Origin of the sequence: Photobacterium sp. TLY01 (assembly GCF_021432065.1) — a bacterium.
Classification (GTDB): Bacteria; Pseudomonadota; Gammaproteobacteria; order Enterobacterales; family Vibrionaceae; genus Photobacterium; species Photobacterium halotolerans_A.
Genome location: NZ_CP090364.1, coordinates 2,446,224 through 2,465,839, shown reverse-complemented (window position 1 = coordinate 2,465,839; position 19,616 = coordinate 2,446,224). Strand labels below are relative to the sequence as shown.

18 protein-coding genes are annotated in these 19,616 nt (G+C 53.4%); 9 read left to right on the top strand and 9 right to left on the bottom strand.

Features of this window, described 5'->3' with window-relative positions; all coding sequences use genetic code 11:
• Positions 1-29: 29 nt before the first annotated feature.
• The 7 genes from LN341_RS11610 to LN341_RS11580 all read left to right on the top strand — a co-directional run bounded on the left by LN341_RS11610 (position 30) and on the right by LN341_RS11580 (position 6,302).
• Positions 30-692 carry a riboflavin synthase gene (locus tag LN341_RS11610; protein ID WP_046218837.1) on the top strand — a complete coding sequence of 221 codons (663 nt, stop codon included), beginning with the start codon at positions 30-32 and terminating at the stop codon, positions 690-692.
• A gap of 59 nt (positions 693-751) precedes the next feature.
• Positions 752-1,855: a bifunctional 3,4-dihydroxy-2-butanone-4-phosphate synthase/GTP cyclohydrolase II gene (ribBA, locus tag LN341_RS11605; RefSeq protein ID WP_234203370.1), complete on the top strand. Its 1,104-nt coding sequence runs from the start codon at positions 752-754 to the stop codon at positions 1,853-1,855.
• A gap of 171 nt (positions 1,856-2,026) precedes the next feature.
• Complete coding sequence (gene ribE, locus LN341_RS11600) at positions 2,027-2,497, top strand: 6,7-dimethyl-8-ribityllumazine synthase (protein WP_027252929.1); 471 nt, start codon at positions 2,027-2,029, stop codon at positions 2,495-2,497.
• Positions 2,497-2,967 (top strand): transcription antitermination factor NusB, encoded by a 471-nt coding sequence (gene nusB, locus LN341_RS11595; RefSeq protein WP_046218835.1) that lies wholly within the window; start codon positions 2,497-2,499, stop codon positions 2,965-2,967. Before ribE ends, nusB begins: the two co-directional genes overlap by 1 nt.
• A gap of 71 nt (positions 2,968-3,038) precedes the next feature.
• Positions 3,039-4,016 (top strand): thiamine-phosphate kinase, encoded by a 978-nt coding sequence (gene thiL, locus LN341_RS11590; protein ID WP_234203369.1) that lies wholly within the window; start codon positions 3,039-3,041, stop codon positions 4,014-4,016.
• Between the two features lie 3 nt (positions 4,017-4,019).
• The gene (pgpA, locus tag LN341_RS11585) at positions 4,020-4,505 is read left to right on the top strand and encodes a phosphatidylglycerophosphatase A (RefSeq protein WP_046218833.1); all 486 of its coding nucleotides are present in this window, start codon (positions 4,020-4,022) and stop codon (positions 4,503-4,505) included.
• A gap of 135 nt (positions 4,506-4,640) precedes the next feature.
• Positions 4,641-6,302, top strand: a complete 1,662-nt coding sequence (locus LN341_RS11580) for a hypothetical protein (protein ID WP_234203368.1) — start codon at positions 4,641-4,643, stop codon at positions 6,300-6,302.
• 50 nt (positions 6,303-6,352) lie between these two features.
• Here LN341_RS11580 and LN341_RS11575 read toward each other — a convergent pair whose 3' ends face one another.
• The 5 genes from LN341_RS11575 to rlmA form a co-directional block, all read right to left on the bottom strand.
• Positions 6,353-7,147: an ABC transporter ATP-binding protein gene (locus LN341_RS11575; RefSeq protein WP_046218831.1), complete on the bottom strand. Its 795-nt coding sequence runs from the start codon at positions 7,145-7,147 to the stop codon at positions 6,353-6,355.
• 24 nt (positions 7,148-7,171) lie between these two features.
• Positions 7,172-8,098 (bottom strand): ABC transporter permease, encoded by a 927-nt coding sequence (locus tag LN341_RS11570; RefSeq protein WP_046218830.1) that lies wholly within the window; start codon positions 8,096-8,098, stop codon positions 7,172-7,174.
• Between the two features lie 62 nt (positions 8,099-8,160).
• The gene (locus tag LN341_RS11565) at positions 8,161-9,129 is read right to left on the bottom strand and encodes an ABC transporter substrate-binding protein (RefSeq protein WP_046218829.1); all 969 of its coding nucleotides are present in this window, start codon (positions 9,127-9,129) and stop codon (positions 8,161-8,163) included.
• A 415-nt stretch (positions 9,130-9,544) separates the two neighbouring features.
• Complete coding sequence (locus LN341_RS11560; protein WP_234203367.1) at positions 9,545-10,501, bottom strand: ChaN family lipoprotein; 957 nt, start codon at positions 10,499-10,501, stop codon at positions 9,545-9,547.
• A 127-nt stretch (positions 10,502-10,628) separates the two neighbouring features.
• The gene (gene rlmA / locus LN341_RS11555; protein ID WP_234203366.1) at positions 10,629-11,480 is read right to left on the bottom strand and encodes a 23S rRNA (guanine(745)-N(1))-methyltransferase; all 852 of its coding nucleotides are present in this window, start codon (positions 11,478-11,480) and stop codon (positions 10,629-10,631) included.
• A gap of 383 nt (positions 11,481-11,863) precedes the next feature.
• On the opposite strand from rlmA, the gene LN341_RS11550 reads away from it, so the two are divergent.
• Positions 11,864-12,922, top strand: coding sequence for a porin (locus tag LN341_RS11550; protein WP_046219129.1), 1,059 nt, complete (start codon positions 11,864-11,866; stop codon positions 12,920-12,922).
• 67 nt (positions 12,923-12,989) lie between these two features.
• Here the strand turns inward: LN341_RS11550 and LN341_RS11545 are convergent, their stop codons facing one another.
• The 4 genes from LN341_RS11545 to LN341_RS11530 form a co-directional block, all read right to left on the bottom strand.
• A complete protein-coding gene (locus LN341_RS11545) occupies positions 12,990-14,258 on the bottom strand; it encodes a sigma-54 dependent transcriptional regulator (protein ID WP_046218826.1) in 1,269 nt (422 codons plus the stop codon).
• Positions 14,248-16,611 carry an ATP-binding protein gene (locus LN341_RS11540; protein ID WP_234203365.1) on the bottom strand — a complete coding sequence of 788 codons (2,364 nt, stop codon included), beginning with the start codon at positions 16,609-16,611 and terminating at the stop codon, positions 14,248-14,250. The genes LN341_RS11545 and LN341_RS11540 overlap by 11 nt, the downstream gene beginning before the upstream one ends.
• Entirely contained in the window at positions 16,611-17,846 is a 1,236-nt protein-coding gene (locus LN341_RS11535; protein ID WP_234203364.1) for an ABC transporter substrate-binding protein, read from the bottom strand. Before LN341_RS11535 ends, LN341_RS11540 begins: the two co-directional genes overlap by 1 nt.
• A gap of 419 nt (positions 17,847-18,265) precedes the next feature.
• On the bottom strand, positions 18,266-18,766 hold the full coding sequence (locus LN341_RS11530) for a YfbU family protein (RefSeq protein WP_234203363.1): 501 nt from the start codon (positions 18,764-18,766) through the stop codon (positions 18,266-18,268).
• Between the two features lie 172 nt (positions 18,767-18,938).
• On the opposite strand from LN341_RS11530, the gene LN341_RS11525 reads away from it, so the two are divergent.
• Complete coding sequence (locus LN341_RS11525) at positions 18,939-19,589, top strand: energy-coupling factor ABC transporter permease (protein ID WP_234203362.1); 651 nt, start codon at positions 18,939-18,941, stop codon at positions 19,587-19,589.
• Positions 19,590-19,616: the final 27 nt, after the last annotated feature.

The following is a 19,616-nucleotide window of genomic DNA, read 5'->3' as shown; positions in this document are numbered from 1 at the left end:
CGACAGATGCCGGGTAAGGAAAAAATAGAATGTTTACAGGTATTATTGAAGCCGTAGGTACGATTACGGCCATCACGCCGACCGGACAAGATGTGTCCGTGACGGTCGACAGCGGCAAGCTGGATTTATCGGATGTCAAACTGGGCGACAGCATCGCGACCAATGGCGTGTGTCTGACCGTGGTGAAACTGACCGGCAAAGGCTATGTTGCCGACCTGTCGCTGGAAACCCTGAACCGCACGGCATTTACCGATTACAGCCCGGGACAGCGGGTGAATCTGGAAAAAGCCATGTTGCCGACCACACGTTTTGGTGGTCATATGGTTTCCGGCCACGTAGATACTGTCGGCGAGATCATCTCCCGCACTCAGACCGGACGGGCGATTGAGTTTTGGGTCAAAGCACCGGACACCCTGGCCCGCTATATAGCCGAGAAGGGATCGGTGGCGATTGACGGGATCAGCCTGACGGTGAATGCTGTCCGGGGTGCGGAATTCAAACTGACCATCGTGCCTCATACGGCATCGGAAACGACGATGGAACACTTTAAGCCTGGCCGTAAAGTGAATCTCGAAGTGGACGTGATTGCCCGCTATCTGGAGCGTCTGATGCTGGGGGACAAAGCGGCACAGTCTGAGCCATCGTCCGAACTCAGTATGGCGCTGCTGGCCCGGAGCGGGTTTCTGGGCTGATGATGCAGCCTGAGTAAAATGAAGTACGACGACAATCATTTGGGTAGAGGGAACAGAACATGGCGTTGAGTAGCGCGAAGGACATTATTGAAGACATACGTCAGGGGAAACTGGTTATCCTGATGGATGACGAAGACAGGGAAAATGAAGGCGATCTGATCATTGCCGCGGAGAAAGTGACCCCTGAAGCGATCAACTTTATGGCCACTCACGGTCGTGGCCTGATCTGTCTGACACTGACGCAGGCCCGTTGTCGGCAACTGAAACTGCCCTTGATGGTGCAGGACAATGCGGAACAGTTCAGCACCAATTTTACCGTTTCAATTGAAGCTTCCAGTGGCGTGACTACAGGGATCTCCGCTGCGGATCGCGCCCGTACGGTGCAGGCTGCGGTGGCGAAAGATGCTTCTCCTGCCGATATCGTTATGCCTGGTCATATCTTCCCTCTGATGGCACAGGAAGGCGGCGTGCTTGCCCGCGCTGGCCACACTGAAGCGGGGTGTGACATTGCCCGTCTGGCAGGCCTTGAGCCATCCAGTGTGATTGTTGAGATCCTGAATCCGGATGGCACCATGGCGCGCCGCCCGGATCTGGAAGTGTTCGCTGCCGAGCACGGCCTCAAGCTGGGTACGATCGCTGATTTAATCGAATACCGTAACAATAACGAAACTACGATTGAGCGTGTGGCCGAATGCTGCCTGCCGACGGAATTTGGTGATTTTGATCTGATCACCTATCGCGATACCATAGACAACCAGATTCACCATGCCCTGCGTAAAGGGGACGTGAGTCCGTCGAACCCGACGCTGGTCCGGGTCCACCTGCAAGATACCTTCAAAGATATTCTGCACTCCGGTGCGTCGCAATGGACTTTGCCTATGGCCATGCAGCGTATCGCTGAGGAAGGTGGTGTGATGGTGATTCTCAATCGCCATGAAACTCAGGAAGGCATTATTACCAAAGTGAAGAATCTTGCTGCTCAGGCCGATGGTCAGCCTGGCGTGAAACTGAATCCGAAGAACCCGTCACGTCAGGTGGGTGTCGGCTCGCAGATCCTGGCAGATTTAGGTGTGGGTAAAATGCGTCTGCTGTCATCGAGTAATCAGCGCTATCACTCACTGTCCGGTTTCGGCCTGGAAGTGGTGGAATATATTTGCGATTAAGGTTTATTGACCTTAACGCACTGTTTTTATTAATCCCTAATCCGGAATAGAGATCGCATCACGCTGCCGGGAGTGCCTTGACAGTGAAGTCAATTGGTATCAGGTATAAATTGTGATAGACTCCCGCGGTTTCTCAATCCGGAAAGAAAAGACATAGTCACAGGAAGGCCCATGAAGGTAATCGAAGGCGCCATTGCGGCACCCAACGCAAAAATTGCTATTGTTATCAGTCGCTTCAACAGTTTCATCAATGACAGCCTGCTGGCGGGTGCGCTGGACGCACTGAAACGTCAGGGACAGGTAAGCGACGACAACATTACCGTTGTTCGTTGTCCTGGTGCTTATGAGCTGCCTCTGGTCGCCCAGCAAGTTGCTAAAAGCGATCGCTATGACGCTATCGTGGCACTGGGTTCTGTGATCCGCGGCGGTACTCCGCATTTCGAGTATGTTGCCGGTGAATGTAATAAAGGTCTGGCTCAGGTGGCTCTGGAGTATAACACTCCGGTTTCATTTGGTGTTCTGACTGTAGACACAATTGAACAAGCCATCGAGCGTGCCGGTACCAAGGCTGGTAATAAAGGGGCAGAGGCTGCACTCAGCGCGCTTGAGATGGTTAATGTCCTGTCCCAAATTGAATCCTAATGGGGGTTAGAGTGAAACCAGCCGCACGTCGTAACGCACGACACTTTGCCGTCCAGGCCATTTATTCCTGGCAAATCACCAAAGAAAATGCTGCCGATATCGAACTGCATTTTCTGTCGGGCGAACAGTTTGAAGAAGAAGCTCACCGGGCTGATGCGCCTGTACTGGCAGCACCGCACACTGACGTTGAGTACTTCCGCGACCTGTTCACTGGCGTGGTGCTGAACGCTCAGGAACTGGACAGCAAGATGCGTCCCTATCTGTCACGTCCGCTGCAGGATCTGGACCAGATGGAATTGGCGCTCCTGCGTCTGGCCGTGTACGAAATCATGAAACGTGAAGACGTACCGTACAAAGTTGTAATTAATGAAGCGATTGAGCTGGCGAAAATCTTCGGCGCTGAAGACAGCCATAAATTCGTCAACGGTGTGCTGGATAAACTGGCCCCGGTGTTACGTAAAAAAGCATAATCGCTCTGATGCGAACTGAGGCCAGCTCTGCTGGCCTTTTTTCTGAGTTTCAACCACCGACTTAACCGCTTATGGCTAGTAATGAATTTGATTTGATAGCCCGTTATTTTGCCCGCCAGCCTGTGCAGCGACGCGATGTGACGCTGGCGATCGGCGACGATTGCGCCTTGCTTGAGGTCCCCGCGGGGAGCCATCTTGCCGTCAGTACCGACTCACTAGTCTGTGGTAACCATTTTCTGCCGGAGATGGACCCAGCGCTGCTGGCTAAGAAAGCCCTGGCGGCGAATTTAAGCGATCTGGCGGCCATGGGGGCCACACCAGCCTGGGTTTCCCTGGCACTGACCTTGCCTGAAGCCGACGAAGCCTGGTTAGCCCGCTTTTGTGAAGGCTTTTTTGAAATGGCCGATTACTATCAGGTGCAACTGATTGGCGGGGATACCACCAAAGGTCCGTTGAGCCTGACACTGACCGTACAGGGGTTTGTGCCCCACGGGCAGGCGTTAACCCGACACGGGGCCAGTTCAGGAGACTGGATCTATGTCACTGGCTGTCTTGGCGACAGTGCGGCAGGGCTGGCGGTGTTGCTGGAGCAGGCAAAGCAGAGCGATCCGGTCTTGGCTGAGTATCTGCTGAATCGCCACTATCAACCTCAGCCGCGGGTGCTGGCCGGTCAGGCATTGCGGGGCATAGCCTCTTCAGCGCTGGATATCTCTGACGGTCTGATTGCTGATCTGGGGCATATTCTGACCCGCTCTCAGGTCGGGGCGGTGATCGATGTCGACAATCTGCCATTGTCACCTGAGCTGGTGGCATTTTGTGGCGGCGACAGGGAAGCAGCCATTCGGATGGCACTGACCAGCGGCGAAGAGTATGAGTTGTGCTTTACTGTCCCTGCCCATAATCGCGGGACGTTGGACGTTGCTTTGTCTCATACCGGGGTAAAAGCAAGCTGTATCGGTCAGATCCGGCCGGGCAGCAGTGCCGTACTTGAGCGCAACGGACAGCAATTGGACTGGCAGTTGCGTGGATACGATCATTTTTCGGGGTAAGTTGTGCGAGATCCCAAACTTTATATCAAATTAAGCAATCCCTGGCATTTGCTGGCCACGGGATTTGGCAGCGGTTTATCGCCGGTTGTCCCCGGGACTATCGGTACGCTGGCTGCGGTGCCGTTTTATTACCTGCTGGTCCAGCTGCCTTATGCGGCCTATATCGGCATCACGCTGGCGGCCGCTGTCATCGGGGTCCTGATTTGCCGCAATACCGCCCAGGATATGGGAGTGCATGACCACGGCAGCATCGTCTGGGACGAATTTGTCGGTTTTTGGATCACCATGGCCATTGCGCCGCCGATGAGCCTGCCCTGGGTGGTCAGCGGTTTCATACTGTTTCGTTTTTTCGACATGGTAAAACCCTGGCCGATCAGCTGGCTGGATAAGAACGTCCACGGCGGACTGGGCATCATGATCGATGACATCCTGGCTGGCTTTATGGCCATGATCACCCTGTGGGGTGTGGGCCACTGGATGGGCTGGTAACCGCGGCCGACAGCAAGTAAACCCCTCAAGCCGTGCAAGTTGCACGGTTTTTTTTGTCCAATTTTTAACCCAGCTTCACTGCGCGATTGACACTATCCTTAAGCTGAACCAGGGAGAGGATCCTGGGAGAATAAGATGCAGAAAGTGAATCTGAGCCTTGTTTTGATCCTGATGCTGGCCGGTGCTGCCCGGGCGCAGGTATATCCGTCGACCGGCAGTGCCTGGGTAACACCGGGTGGATGGGAAGAGCCGCTGTCCACCTCACGGTTTGATTCAGCGGAAGCGGTACGGCGCTGGGAGCTTCGCCATGCGGATCTGGTGCTGGGCGACTGGCAGTCGGCAGCACTGAATGATGCGAGCAGGGTGCTGTTACCCTTCCGCGCTCAGAGTTTGTCCTGTGAACCTGATGCGCAGCAGCGCTGGCTGGCTCAGCAGGCCAGAGCAACTGGACTGGATCCGGAAAGTGCCTTTCTGCATTTTGCCCAGGATACCCGGCTTGCCGTGAAGGACACACATCAGCAGTTAGACAGCCTGTTGCAGACCAGGCCCTGGCTGAGCCGGACAGCGGATACCCTGAGCATTCCGGGCTGGGATCCGGCGAACGACACGGACAACAACGGCCAGCTCAGCGATGCGGAATACCAGCAGCGGCGCAATCCCCAGGCCAGCGCCCGGTTTCCCTCTCAGGCCAGGGTACTCGTGACGGGCAGACAGCAATACGGTGGTTGTGAATTTCGGACAAACTTTTCAGACCCAGACGTTCGCGCACAGTTGATCAACTGGTATCGCGATGACTGGCAGCAGATGGCAGCCGAAGGTGGCTATACTCCGCGTTTGAGACCTTTGCTTGGACCTGATGTGTTGCCGGTCGTGAGTGGTGGTCAGATCCTGGAATTATCATTACAGGCCGGAACACCGGAAGCCGAAGCGCGCTACCTGGCGCAACTGGTTGATTTTCTTGGTCAGTTAAAGCAACAGCTCAGTCCTGCTATGCTGGGCGTTTCTACCTCCGGACTGGCGTTATGGCCTGATGAGACAGTTGCCGCACCCTTGCGCTCGCAGGTTGATCTCTGGGTTCGTCCTCGTTTTCTCACCCCGGCGATGGGGCTGGCTCGCATTCAGCAGAGCTGGCAACATTTCGCGCTGAGTGCCGAAGGGGCCGGGAGTGTACTGATGGTCTCGATACGTGATGGCCACAGCTATCTGCATCCGGGGGACGAAAGGGCCTGGCAGCAGGATGTCGAAACCGGTCTTGCGCTCTATTATCTGTTTAATTTGCCGGGGCAGACTTACTATCATAACTGGGGCGACAGCCTGAGCATCGACAGCACCAATACCAGTATGCGCGACTGGCACCGGCCGGGCCTGCCTAAAAACTGGGTGTATCAGCCAACAGCTATGCTCAAGGTGGATTTAGGCGAGCCGGTCTCCGCCCCCAAAGGGTATAAGCCTGTCTGGTGGCAGGCTGAGCCGCTCAGTGGTGACAGTCGCGGTTCTGTGCTGGGCAGTTACAAAGTCGTGCCTGCCCACTGGTTCTGGCTGTACCGCACGGGCTGGTTTGGCAAACAGCCCTCAGAAGGGGTGATTGGCCGCCGTTATGCGCAGGGGCTGGTCCTTTACCGGGCCGTTCAGCAAGCGGGTCAGAGCCGCTTTCTGGAAGCGAAACCGATGCGCATTTCCTTGCCGGGCACTTATATCCGGGTCTTTTACGACGGCACCACCAGCGAGCCGATGAATTACATTGAGCTTGGGGGTTATGAAGGGGCAGTCTTGCAAAAAGCGGAATCAGAAGAATAAAAAAGGCGGGATATCCCGCCTTTTCACGTTTGAGGGCAAATCTGTAGCGATCAGCTCAGCAGCAGGCTGTCATCGGCCAGCTCTTCGCCCCGTACTTTACTGAACATGTCGAGCAGGTGTTTCACGTCCATATCAGCGCGTTCCTGTCCAGCCACATCCAGTACGATATTGCCCTGGTGCAGCATGACGGTCCGATCCCCGTATGCCAGTGCATCTTTCATTGAGTGGGTCACCATCAGAACGGTCAGATCGAATTCTTCAACCACCCGTTTGGTCAGCTCCAGCACGAAAGCAGCCATACGCGGATCGAGCGCGGCAGTATGCTCGTCCAGCAGCAAGAGTTTGCTGTCGGCCAGCGTTGCCATGACCAGACTGACGGCCTGACGCTGGCCGCCGGACAGCAAACCAATGCTGTCGCTCAGCCGGTCTTCCAGTCCCAGTCCCAGAATGCTGATGCGTTCCTGAAACAACTTACGTCGCTGGGAAGATAACGCCAGCTTCCAGGTGCGGCGGCTGCCACGCTGGACGGCCAGCGCCATGTTCTCTTCAATGGTCAGCGACGCGCAGGTGCCGGCCAGCGGATCCTGAAACACCCGCGCAGCATATTGTGCCCGCTCGTGTACGGCCTTGCTGGTGACGTCGACACCATTAATGACCACCTGGCCGTCTGACATCGGCGTTTCACCGCTGATGGCACCGAGCAGGGTTGATTTACCGGCACCGTTTGAGCCGATAACCGTAATAAACTGGCGCTCCGGCACGGTCAGGTTCACCCCGCGCAGGGCCTGATTTTCCAAAATGGTGCCTTCATTGAAGGTAACGCGGATATTATTAAGTTCAATCATAGAGTTACTACCTTCTGTTCCGGCTTACGCGAGCTTCTTTGCGGCGACGGTTTGCTTCTTTTTTCGCTGAAAGTTACGTTTCATTTTCGGTGCAATCAGCGCAAGGGCGACCAGTACTGCAGTGATCAGGTTCAGATCCGAAGCCTGCAGACCGAACATGCCGCTGCTCAGGGCAAACGCAACCGCGAGACGATAGAGCACAGAACCTAAAATCACCGCGACTACGGCCACCCAGATTTTGCGGCCCGGGATCAGCGTCTGACCCAGAATCACCGCGGCCAGACCCACGACGATTGTGCCCACACCCGAGGTAACATCGGCAAAGTTATTGGTTTGCGCGAACAGCGCGCCGGAGAAGCCGACAAACGCATTCGACAGCGCCAGGCCAAAATAGGTATACAGCGCGGTGCTACCCCCTTGAGCGCTCACCATACGGCTGTTCACACCCGTTGCGCGCAGGCCGAGGCCGAAGTCACTGGCCAGCAGTCGGGTCACGAACCAGCCGCTGAAAATTACCAGAGCCAGAATCACAGCCAGACGCACCAGGCCGGCATCCAGGCCGGTTTCGAAGGCAAAATTTTCGAATGGGGTCAGGATAGTATCATCGCCCAGCAAGGCCAGGTTGGGCCGGCCCATAATGCGGATATTGATAGAGAAAGCAGCAATCATGGTCAGAATACTGGCCAGTAAGTGCAAGATACCGCAACGGACGGCCAGAAAGGCTGTCACCAGGCCACACATACCACCGGCCAGAATGGCCAGCATGGTTGCCATCCACGGATTCACACCAGCCACGATGGCTGTTGCTGCAACGGCGGCGCCCATTGGAAAACTGCCATCGACAGACAGATCAGGAAAGTCCAGTACCCGAAAGGTCAGGTAAACCCCCAGAGCAACCAAGCCGTAAACCAGGCCGATTTCTAAGGTACCGATCAAAGCAAAGAAAGACATCTACTACTCCTTATTCCTTGCTGGCACCGGCTGGAACGCCGGTGCCTGATAGAGAGGTCAGGTTATTTGGCGATCGAGGTCGCGCGGTCAACCAGAGCCTGAGGAAAGGTAATCTTCAGTTTTTCAGCTGCTTTCTGGTTCAGAGCCAGATCGGAACCCACCGCAACTTTGACAGGCAGTTCAGACACTTTCTGGCCTTTCAGTAATGCATCTACATAGTCAGCGGTCTGAACGCCCACCTGATAATAGTCGAAGCCCAGTGCGGCCAGTGCGCCGCTTTCAATATAGGTTGTCGAAGCACCGATGACAGGAATGCCTGCCTGATTACCGGCATTCACTAAGCCTTCAACGGCGCTGGCCACTGTGTTATCCGTAGGCGCGTACAGGGCGTCTGCTTTGGAAGCCACGATTTGCGCTGCGGACTGAACATCAGCACTTTTCAGGGCGGTGCCTTCGACCACTTCCATGCCTTGTTCTTTGGCGGCTTTGCGCAGTAAATCCACCAGTGCGACGGCATTGGCTTCGCCCGGGTTGTAAACGACACCAATGCGTTTGGCATCAGGCAGAATTTCTTTCACCAGTGCGACGTGCTGTGCGACCGGGGATAAATCAGACAGGCCGGTGACGTTGCGCTCGGGCTGATCCACATTACGTACAAGTTTGGCGCCTACAGGATCCGTGACTGCAGTAAAAACGACGGGAATAGAACGGGTGGCTGCAGCCAGTGCCTGTGCGGTTGGTGTTGCAATACCGACCAGGACATCCGGTTGTTCACCGACAAACTGTTTGGCGATTTGCACTGCAATTGCAGGGTTACCCTGCGCGGTCTGATAGGAGAACTCCAGATTTTTGCCTTCTTCGTAGCCTTTCGCTTTCAGGCCATCCAGCAGGCCCTGGCGAGTGGCGTCCAGCGCCGGGTGTTCAACGATCTGAGACACAGCAACTTTGGCCATTTCGGCTAAGGTTGGTGTCGCCGTCAGGGCTAAAGCTGCAGCGATGCAGGCTGCCGAAAGCAATTTGTTTCCCTTCATATTATGCAATCCTTGTTCTGGTGTGATGACAGAGATGGGTCGGCAAACTGTGCCATCAGTAACACCCATCATTGGCATAATGTTTTAGCGCAATGAGAAAAGAAAGAACATCCAAAAATTAACAACAATGTAACATTGGGTGGAGTGAAGCACCTGTTGAATGTTATTTGAATGGTGTTTTGTCTTGTGTTTTTATTGATAATTAGGCTAAAAATTACACAGAAGGGGTGTAAATCAGAGTCATGTTTTTTATTGGTATTTTTGTGAGCATGATGAGCTATGACTCAGCAGGAGCGAATTCGGCTGCGTGATTGGATAAATTATGAACAATGCGCTGACGGGGAGGTTCATCAGGGCAGACCCAAGCTCAGCAACAAAGAGGCAGCCAGCCAGACTGCCTGTACAGCAAAATCTCTTATTCACCAATACATTGCAGTGTATCGTTGCGCTTGCCGATATGGGCAAAAGCCGCTTTCATATTGGCTTCCTGAATATAACGGGGGGGCAGCGGCATGACCTCAACCTGAAAGTCCGGTGCATCGGCGGCGACAGGGTTGTGGGCGGTGACCGGGGTGACCATCACCACTTTCAGTGCCGGATTGCGTGACAAAATACGGGAAGCTGTCCCTAATCCTTCTGCGGTGTGAAAGCGCCCGGCGACGTGCATGATCTGGTGGCCTGGGTGAGCTTGCAGGTAGTTGACCATGCTTTCGGCCATGGTGTCGTCCCAGCTGGTCTGAGCAGCAAATTGCCGTTCAGACTGGGCAGGATTACCATGATGCATAGACTCAGTGAATTTTTCTTTGTATTTGTCATTATTCAGTGTAAGTGACTGCGCGACCCATTTTCGCTCGGCAGCCGGAAGCCGATTCAGGTAATCAGCGCCATAGCGGCCGACACAACGGACGATGGATTTCGGCGCATTGGCGGCAATGACATCCAGCTGATGCTGGCGTGCAAAATCGACCAGCGGGCGGTAATCGGATTCATAATTCGGCCAGGCATTGCCCTGTTTGATCAGGACCTGCTCACCGATTTCGCCGTGAAGAAACTGGTCGAGGATCGGCTGTTTGTCGCGCGTAAACTGCTCCATCGACAAAGCCAGTCTGGGGTTATTGGCATACAGGGCCGCCAGCAGCCGGGCTTGCAGCAGATGGGCCCCCGGATGGCTGTGCCACTCGCCTACCAGTACGATATCTGCATCGGACAGCGCATTCGCCAGGGCTTGTTCTGTCATTTCGTCTCCGGATGGAGAACGAATAGTGTAATCGTACAGGGTTGGAGGAATCGCAGCTGTTGTGGTGCTTGAGCTTGGCTGTGTGGCACAGCCACTCAGCAGCGCGGCAAATAGCATTGCGTAGCCAGTCTTCATGTATATCATCCTTTGTCTGAAGCATGCATACCGGGCTTATATTAAGAATCAGTATGATAGCTTCAGCGGGTTCTGTCATGGGCCGTATGATATTGAAGACTGACGACAGACTCAATAGAAATGAGAATTAGTTGCAATTATCCTGTTCGGCGTCATCCCCGGCGGTGTTTTTTCGGTAAACACGCAGGGTGAAATCTGCTTCGCAGCTGAACGCCTGTTGTTGCGCCAGGTGTTGCCAGACAGCGTCGCTGGTTTTCCACGCAAACGGCGTCATTTGCATCAGTGACACGGCTTCATCACCGCTCAGGCTCATGGTGTAGTGCAGCTGTTCTTCCTGCACCAAGGTCATCCCCGGCAATGTTTCAGCTTGTGTATCATGTAGTCTGACGTCGGCATAAATGAGTGCTTTGAGCTGGTACAAGTGCCGTGGCGCCGGAGTCACAGTGATTAAAATTGCGCCGGGTTTCAGCGTACGGGCAATTTCTTCAGCTTTACAGGGGGCATAAATGCGTACCATGGCATCCAGGCTGTGGTCGGCGAATGGTAGTCTGTGGCTGGAGGCAACACAGAAATGGCAATCCGGGTAGCGTTTGGCAGCATAACGAATGGCCACTTTGGAGATGTCCAGCCCGTGCACTTCCAACTGAGGGTGACTGGCGCTCAGTGCTGTGAAGGAGGATGTGTAATAGCCTTCGCCACAGCCGATATCCAGTATTTTTTCGCTGTTCTCCGGCAGATGCTCAGCCAGTAGCTGACTGACTTTCTCTCTCATCAAGCGGTAGTGATTGGCTTCAAGAAATTGTCTTCTTGCCTGCATCATCTCTTTGTTATCACCAGGGTTTTTTGAGCTTTTGTGATGAACAGGCATTAAGTTGACATATCCTTCCTTCGCCTGATCAAACTGATGGTTATTTTCACAGCGCCATTGATCTTGCTGATGATGCAGCGGCTGATGGCAGAGGGGACATTGATAAGACATAGGAAAGCACCAACACTGAAAACAACGGATTGTAACCTGTTTGTCCGAGGCATAGAAGCGCAGGGGATAATCCGGCTACTTTAGTGATAAACCTATTCGTTAAATGCAAAAGGTGATCTTTCTCGCAGAAAAATATCCTAATGAATCAATAAGCAATATACCCAGTTTTATTAAGGGGTTATTCAGGGAAAAAAGATACTCTGAGTGTGCATAAAGAAAATCTTTGCTCTATGTTTGGAATGGGTTTTGGACTTTCTATGCCGCTGGCAGCAGGCTTTGACTGCCTTCTCCTGTTGCTGGCGGACGATCTGAGCCCGCTTTTTGCGCTTATGAGTGCCATCAGCGTTGTGGTCACTCAGAACACACACTCAAGGAAAACAAAGATGAAAAAAACACTAGCAGCGGCAATTATCTCCAGCGTGTTTGCCAGTGGCGCAAGCTACGCGGCAAATATTTATCAAGGCGAAGATGGTAGTGAAGTGAATCTTTACGGCCGTCTGGGCTACAACATTACAGACAAAGCCACCGATGATGGCGACACCAATGGCGAATTTGATGCACGTCTTGGCCTGGGTGGCTCTCAGCCAATCAATGATCAGTTTTCCGTGATTGGCTGGGCCGAGTACCAGGTCAATGCAGCAGAAGCTGAAAACTCCGGCGGTGACAGCTTGTCTCCTCGTTATGTCTGGGCCGGTATCGACGGTCAAGAAATGGGTAAAGTGACGGGTGGCCGTGTGGCTTCTGGCCTGATCATGTTTACCGATATCGTTGATGTGTTTGCCTTGTCTGATATCGCCGCAGCCCGTCAGGCAGAGGTGGTTGATGGTACCGCCGTTCAGGTTTTCCGTCAGGATGCGACGCTACAATACCAGAACAGCATCAACGGTTTAGACTTCTCCGTTGGCTATATTTTTGGTAACAATGATAAAAACGCGTTCGGTAATTCACTGGATAACGGGATGAACGCCGCGCTGCGTTACACGCTGGATCTGGGTCAGGGTGGCCGTCTGGCGCCTGTGCTGGCGTATCAGTACAGCGAAGACAAAGACGGTAATGAGTACAACTTCTGGGGTGTTGGTGCCACCTACAGCATCAACGCTTTCACTTTGGGTGCTGAGTACTCTGAAGATGAAGTGGATGCGGGTGGTCCAAGCAAGAGTAAGGATGAAGTCTGGGAAGTAGTTGCCATCTATGATCTGAACACCGACTGGACACTGCGTGCAGGTTACCGCAACCTGGAAAACACCGACGGTGACGAGTTAGAGCTGAAAGACACGACGCTGGAAGCTCAGTATCATCTGACTAGCCGTTCTTCTTTGTTCACCAGCTACGTCTTCCGTGACGGTAAAAATGGTACAAATCTCAGCACAGGTAAAGCTGTTAATTTCGGCGGTGATGCCGACGAAGACTTCTACCAACTGGGTATTCGTTACGAGTTCTAAGCACTTCGTGACCACGAGACTGAAAAGGCTGGAGCATGCTCCAGCCTTTGTTGTTTCAGCGCAGGGGTTATCCGGCTTTATAGTCGGCTTTATCCAGATTGTGTTTTTTCATTCTCAGATACAGCTTTTTACGCGGGATCTGCAGGTAAGTGGAAACCTCATTAATTCTGCCGCCAAACAGGTACAGGGCATCTTCAATCACTTGTTTTTCATAGCTATCGATCAGATCATCCAACGGGCTGCTCATTTGATCCAGTGACTTGGTCCGCTCTTGCCCGGTGAGCTTGACGATCCCAATCGCGTAGAGCTCTGCGACATTACGCAGTTCCAGAACGTTACCTTGCCAGGTGTGGCGGTTGAGGGTATTGAGGTAGGCTTTATCCACCACAGGAACGGGCTTGTTCAGCTTCTGGCAACTGGCCTCCAGAAAGTATCGGAACAGCAGGGTAATATCGCTTGCCCGTTGCCTTAATGGTGGAATGACAAATCGCGCCTGACTGAGAAAGTAAAACAGCTCAGGCACCAGGGTTTCTTTTTCGACCGCTTGTTCAGCTGTGCCTTCAATGATGGCCAGTACCCGAACTTCCCTTTTCGCCAGGCGCTCCTGCTCAAGAAGAAAACGGCAGAGCCAGTGCTGTGTCTCTGTCGGCATCGCCGGCAGGTGATTGATGCAGAGACTGCCTTCACGGGCATTGAGCATTGCCCGTTGTAAATCTGAAGTACGCGCCACCTTGCTGCCGCACAATTGAATCAAAGGGCCTTTGCCCATATTGGTCTGGGAATGCAGCATGCGGGCCAGAGTATGACGCCCTGTTCCGGCTTCTCCTTCAATCAGGGCATCTTTGTCATGGCTTTCCGCGGCTGCAATCTGGTGACGGAGTTTGACGATCAGCGGGCTGTCACCCAAGAGCACATCACTGGCGGTTTGTCGCAGCCGTTTACGGTGTTCAATCAGCTGCTTTCGTTTGGGCAGATGTTTATCCAGCAGTGTGATCAGCGCTGCGGGTTGTAATGGCTTTTGCAGGAAATCGGCCGCCCCGTTTTGTAAGGCATCCACTGCCATAGGAATGTCGCCATGGCCGGTGATGAGTATGACAGGCAGGGTGTTGTCGAGGGATTTAATCCGTTGCAATACCTCTTTGCCGTTCATACCGGGCATATACATATCGGTAATCACCACGCCCGGCCACTCTTTGTGAAGCAGGGTCAGAGCCTGCAGCGGATCGGTGGCTGTCAGGGTCTGATAACCCGCCACTTCCAGCAGGTGCTGGTAAGCATCGGCAACATCCTGATCGTCGTCAATGATCAGGACTTCAATGTGATCGCTAATCGTCATATTTCTTTAACTCCAAAACAACCATTGCGCCTCCCTGCAAGGTGGAAGCAAGGTAAATATCACCGTTCAAGCGGTTCATGATGGAACGGCAAATGTTCAGCCCCAGACCCAGCCCTACATCTTTGGTGGTGGTAAAAGGAGTGAACAGTTTTTCAATCATGTCTCTTGCAAAACCCGGCCCCGTATCACAAATCGCCAGACTGAACGTGTGACGTTGCGCCGAGTGATGAAGCAGTTCGACGTAAATCTCTCTGGTCTCACAACCCGCTACCGCATCACAGCTGTTCACGAAGAGATTGACCAGTACCTGTTCCAGCTGCACGGGATCGGCAATGACCTGAAACGGACTGTTGATGCTGCTGATCAGCCTGGTTTGCTGAACTTTCAGCCGGCTTTCGATCAGTTGCTGAGCGTGATTAATGGATTCCTGAATATCAACGGCTTGCAGCATCCGGTTGGCTGATTGCTTTTTCGCGAAATTGCGCAGGCTGGTAATAATGCGGGCCATGCGCTCGGTCAGGCTGTCCATTTTATCCAGGCTGGCGGTCAGTTGAGTCAGGTTGTTCTTATCCACGGCCATACGCGTGGCAAAGATATGAGTGGTCATGGCTGACAGCGGCTGGTTCAGCTCGTGCGCCAGTGAAGTCATGGTTTGTCCCACCACGGCCATTTTGGCCGCCTGGATCAGCTCATCCTGGGTTGCGCGTAAGTCTTCCTCAATCCGTTTTCTGTCTTCAATTTCGGCTTTCAGCTGCCGGTTACGTTTGGTCAGAGACTCCGTTTTCTCCTGCACCATATTTTCCAGCCAGCGGGCAGCATTTTCCTGCTCGGTGATGTCGGTCACAGTGATAATGACTTTGGCCTCCTGGCCCTGCTTGAACAGGCGGAAATCCAGCCGGAGATAGCGCTGTTCCCCTGAGTGTGCCTGCTTGATGGTGAGGTTGCAGGCACCATTGGCTTGCAAAGGGCTGCTGGGCAGGAACAGGCGCTTGAGACGGGGTTCCATTGCGCGGTTAAACAGCGCCCAGATAGTCTGATTGTCCGGGATCGTTTCGGCATCAAACAGGGATAAGGCACTGGGATTAACCGATTCAACGATACCGGATAAATCGCAGGTGATGAGACTGGCCTGGGTATTGTTGATCAGGTTCAGCGCATTGGCGCGCTGCATTTCCAGCATTTGCTGGCGAAACTGGCGCAGGCTGTCACCCAGCAGGCCAATTTCATCATCACCATCCACCTGTATTCTGGCGTTGAGATTGCCGTGTGCCACGGCATAGAGATCCCGGCTGAGTTGATTCAAACGTGCGACAATCCCGCGGCTGACCAGATAGACAGACAGAAAAACCGAGAGGGTAATGGCCAGCAAAACCACGCCAAGCAAAATGTAACTGCTGATCATGACAGACTGGCGGGTGTGATCGTTGAGTGCCAGCAGTGAGGCATCTGCCTGACCGACCATCGTCTGGATCAGATCCTCCTGATAAGTCAGGCGATTGTTAATGCGTTCATCATAGATCCGGATGGTTTTCTCCAACTCGGACAGCACGCTCAGTTGCATCGCCACCGGGCCTTCCGGCTCTACCTGACTGACCATCTCGTTGAGTTGCTGCCGGAACGCCAGCGTGGAAGGATAGTGACTGAGAGAATCACTGATGATTTTCAACTGATTGATTTGAAATCCAATATAGTGAAAAGCATTGGAGATATCCCGGTTCTCCCCCTGATGAAACATTTCTTGTACCAGCTGGAACAGCTCACTTTCTTTGACTGTGATGGACTGAATGAGTGAAAACTCGTTCACTGTTGCCCGGATGGTGTCACTGTCCAGGTGATTGGGGGTTGTACGCGTTAACTGCCATTCCACTTCCTGACGAATGGGAGCCAGCTCATCCACCACTTTTTGGTGCAGCCAGCGGAGCCGGCTTTCAGATTGCGCCAACGCCAGCTGCAGGGATGAGCGCTTGCTCAGCAGTTCGCTGTAAGTCTCGATATCTTTGAGCAAGCTGGCGTGCTCAATTTTCAGCGCCGGATAGGAAGACAGGCTGGCGGTGTTTGCAATCGACTGGGTGATCTTGTCGGCTTCGGTCTGAATCTGTTGTTTCAGCACAGCGTGACGGGTCGGATCCTGATTGAAACCGATATTGTGCAGGCTGTCTTTCAGCGCCGCCGTGCTGCGTTCAAGGTGGTAGCTGGCCCTGAGTGTCGGCAGGTTTTTGCTGACAATGGCATCGATCTGATCATCCAGGTTTTCCCAGGTGATCAGTGCAATCAGGCTGACCCCTATGCTCAGAAATGCCATCAGACTGATGGCGCTAATCAGGCGATTGCCAATCGTTTTGCGTTTCAGCATCACAGCTCCTGTTTATAGGACATGAGTATGTCCTGAGATAAACGGATGGATTGCTGTAATTGCCGGCTCATTTGCGCTTGCCACAGACCGACTGTCAGCGCAGAAGCAGGATGGCGAACCGGGTCCTGCAGCAACAAAAAATCCTCCGAATCGGCTTGCCTGGCACTGATCACTGGGGTTGAAGCCAGCATCGTGGAACGTGCCAGTTGCGCCGCTTGTTGCTCTGTCAGGGCCGGCAGTTGCCGGATTTGGTGGATCAGCTGCCAGGCATGATTCAGCAAAGGTTGCTGCTGACTGATACTGATATCGAAGAGCTGCTGCACAGCAACAGCCCGTTTTTCCATTAAACCGGTATCCATCACGAATGTTGCAGCGTCTATCTCGGGGAGATGTGTCCGGCCCATTTTATAGAGGGGCGACTGCGCAAGGCGCGCCTGTGACGCGGCTGACAGCATAAAACGGACGAACGCAATACCCGCCTGATCGGCCTGTCTTCTGTCCAGTGCTGCGATATAGCTCGGCAGAATCATGCTGTCGGGCTGATACTGAAAATGAATAAACGGAAAATGATCCTGCTGTGCTTTGGCATAACTGTCGATCACCAAACCGATGCCGGATTGTCCGCTGGCGACGAGATCGGTGGCACGCTGGTTGCTGGCCGAGATGGCATTCAGATTCCCCCCCAGCTGCAGCAGTAACTGCCACCCCTGATCCCAGTCATAACGTTGCAGCAGGCTTTCCACCATCAGGTGCGTTGTCGCAGAGCGGGAAGGGCTGCTCATGACCAGATGGTTATGGTAGACGGGAGCAATCAGTGACTCCCAGCGCGACGGAACAGGGAGCGCATGTCTGTCGGTATAGCGCTGGTTCCAGATGATCCCGCAGCCGGAAAATCCCAGAACGGCAACGTGGTCTGAATCGAGCGGGCTGCGCGCATGGGTCAGTTCGGAAACCGGCACCAGGTCATGGCTGTCGGCCAGTGGCTGAAACAGGCGCCGGGAAGAGGACAGCACCACATTGACGCCGTGATCGGGTCTTGCCAGCAGCGCCAGACCTTCACTTTCCCGGCGTTGCAGGATCAGAACGTCCAGATCCGAATATTGCTGTTCAAAAATCTTGATACTGCTGCTCAGCAGGGCAGGATTGAACGTGGTCAGAATCACCAGCTGCTTTTTCTCACTGGCGTGCAGGGGGGAAGCTGCCAGTAATAGGATGATCCAAAGCCGGTATAACATGACAAACAATCCTTTCTTACGTCGCCTGATTTATTCCTTGGTTCCCCACCTAGACTCGCTGTTTTCGGGGGCAGACAGCAGAGATAGCGCGTTACGCGCTTATATACAAGCAAGGGGCTGCGGGGAACAGCAAAAAGTTGAGGATCATGGCTGAAGTTATAGTCGGCTAGCGCTTTCGTCTTTGCCATGCCATAAAATGTGCCACGTGTGACCCAATCGTCAGCCACTTTACGCTCACCCGCGCAAATCTATCAGATCACCCGTTTTCGCCAACGGGGAAATTGTAAAAAGGTATGCCAGCAATCGGACCGCTGACTCTGGTGTTTGAGGAATGGGGGGAATGACGTGCACAGGGCGGCCCGGGTTATGCCGGACCGTTGTGTGGGAGACCTGTTTCGTCATCCTGATTCATGGCGCCATCAGGCACTGAGGATTTGCTGCAGCTCACTAGCAGAGAGATGATACTGGCGAGGGCACCGTTGCCAGACGCTCAGCATACGGCGATATTTACTCTGCATGGGCACATGACTGTTAAAACTGTGCTCTGATGGCAGGAAATGCGGATAAAGATTTTCTACTTCAGTCAGGAAGCGAACATAATGCATTTGCTGAGATTCACTCGCGGCATCAAAGCCCAGAAAAGTCAGGCGGCGCGTATCAATCCGGCTTTGCTCGGCTTGGTTTAACTGATTGCAGGATTCTTGCATGGCATGGTGCATTTCCATCACTTGGATGATTTCTTTACATTCTTCTTCTGAAATCGCCCCAAAGTCCTTATCCAGCTCTCGTAATTGCAGCCCGTAGCCACGCTCCACTATGGTTTGCAGACGCTGAAACTTGCCGGCATGCTCGGGATCGAGCTGTGCCATCAGGCGATATTGATTCGACAGAATGAGACGTTGTGCATGTGTCATTTCCATAGCGGTATCCTGCAATAATTCGACTGGTTCTAGCATAGCAGCAAGTTATCGGGCGCTTTTGATCTGAGCCGGGTTTGCGGCCGACTTTACAGAAAAAACGACTGCATTTGCGTTACACTGACCGGCATCAAGTGTGATTCAATGGGTCAAAAACAATGCAAGGATGCCGGCAATGACAATGCTTCCCTGGGCAGGCTGGGCCATATGGCTGGCCGTGCTCTTCTTCGCTTATCCGCGCGAATTCTATCCGAAGTTCAAACACCAGAAAGACTACCAGCACCTGGTCTCCGGCACTGTGGTGATACTCTTTTTATTGTGGAGCCTGCGGGCCGGACTGGTTGATGGGCTGAAAGTCCATTTTCTGGCTCTGACCGTGCTGACCCTGACCCATGGCTGGCGAATCGCGATATGGATCGCGGCGGTTCCGGGTTTTCTGCTCGCAGCATTCGGTATTCAGGACTGGCAGGATCTGGGACTGGTCAATCTGACCAGTGTGGTGGCGCCTGTATTGCTCAGTTATTGGGTTTTCTTACTGAGTTACCGGTATCTGACCCGGCATCTCTTTGTGTATATTTTTGTTGCGGCATTTTTTAACGGCGCCCTGTCGCAGGTGGTCCATATGCTGCTGACAGGCAGCTGGATCTGGCTTGAAGGGCAATACAGCTGGCAATACATCGTCGATAACTATTTATTGCTCATTCCTTTGCTGTTGTTCCCTGAAGCCTTGCTCAACGGCATGGCGACGACTTTGCTGGTGGTGTACAAACCTGAGTGGGTGAGAACCTTTTATGAACGGGATTATATTTACCAGCGGGATAAGTAAATCTGCACGGGACAACATCTTTCTGAG

Bases quoted from the DNA above. Each gene is read 5' to 3' on its own strand.
- LN341_RS11610 (WP_046218837.1), top strand. From the start codon at position 30: ATGTTTACAGGTATTATTGAAGCCGTAGGTACGATTACGGCCATCACG.
- ribBA (WP_234203370.1), top strand. From the start codon at position 752: ATGGCGTTGAGTAGCGCGAAGGACATTATTGAAGACATACGTCAGGGG.
- LN341_RS11560 (WP_234203367.1), bottom strand. From the start codon at position 10,501: ATGAAGACTGGCTACGCAATGCTATTTGCCGCGCTGCTGAGTGGCTGT.
- LN341_RS11565 (WP_046218829.1), bottom strand. From the start codon at position 9,129: ATGAAGGGAAACAAATTGCTTTCGGCAGCCTGCATCGCTGCAGCTTTA.
- LN341_RS11580 (WP_234203368.1), top strand. From the start codon at position 4,641: ATGCAGAAAGTGAATCTGAGCCTTGTTTTGATCCTGATGCTGGCCGGT.
- nusB (WP_046218835.1), top strand. From the start codon at position 2,497: ATGGGGGTTAGAGTGAAACCAGCCGCACGTCGTAACGCACGACACTTT.
- LN341_RS11540 (WP_234203365.1), bottom strand. From the start codon at position 16,611: ATGCTGAAACGCAAAACGATTGGCAATCGCCTGATTAGCGCCATCAGT.
- LN341_RS11570 (WP_046218830.1), bottom strand. From the start codon at position 8,098: ATGTCTTTCTTTGCTTTGATCGGTACCTTAGAAATCGGCCTGGTTTAC.
- LN341_RS11575 (WP_046218831.1), bottom strand. From the start codon at position 7,147: ATGATTGAACTTAATAATATCCGCGTTACCTTCAATGAAGGCACCATT.
- rlmA (WP_234203366.1), bottom strand. From the start codon at position 11,480: ATGTCTTATCAATGTCCCCTCTGCCATCAGCCGCTGCATCATCAGCAA.
- LN341_RS11530 (WP_234203363.1), bottom strand. From the start codon at position 18,766: ATGGAAATGACACATGCACAACGTCTCATTCTGTCGAATCAATATCGC.
- ribE (WP_027252929.1), top strand. From the start codon at position 2,027: ATGAAGGTAATCGAAGGCGCCATTGCGGCACCCAACGCAAAAATTGCT.
- LN341_RS11535 (WP_234203364.1), bottom strand. From the start codon at position 17,846: ATGTTATACCGGCTTTGGATCATCCTATTACTGGCAGCTTCCCCCCTG.
- thiL (WP_234203369.1), top strand. From the start codon at position 3,039: ATGGCTAGTAATGAATTTGATTTGATAGCCCGTTATTTTGCCCGCCAG.
- LN341_RS11550 (WP_046219129.1), top strand. From the start codon at position 11,864: ATGAAAAAAACACTAGCAGCGGCAATTATCTCCAGCGTGTTTGCCAGT.
- LN341_RS11525 (WP_234203362.1), top strand. From the start codon at position 18,939: ATGACAATGCTTCCCTGGGCAGGCTGGGCCATATGGCTGGCCGTGCTC.
- LN341_RS11545 (WP_046218826.1), bottom strand. From the start codon at position 14,258: ATGACGATTAGCGATCACATTGAAGTCCTGATCATTGACGACGATCAG.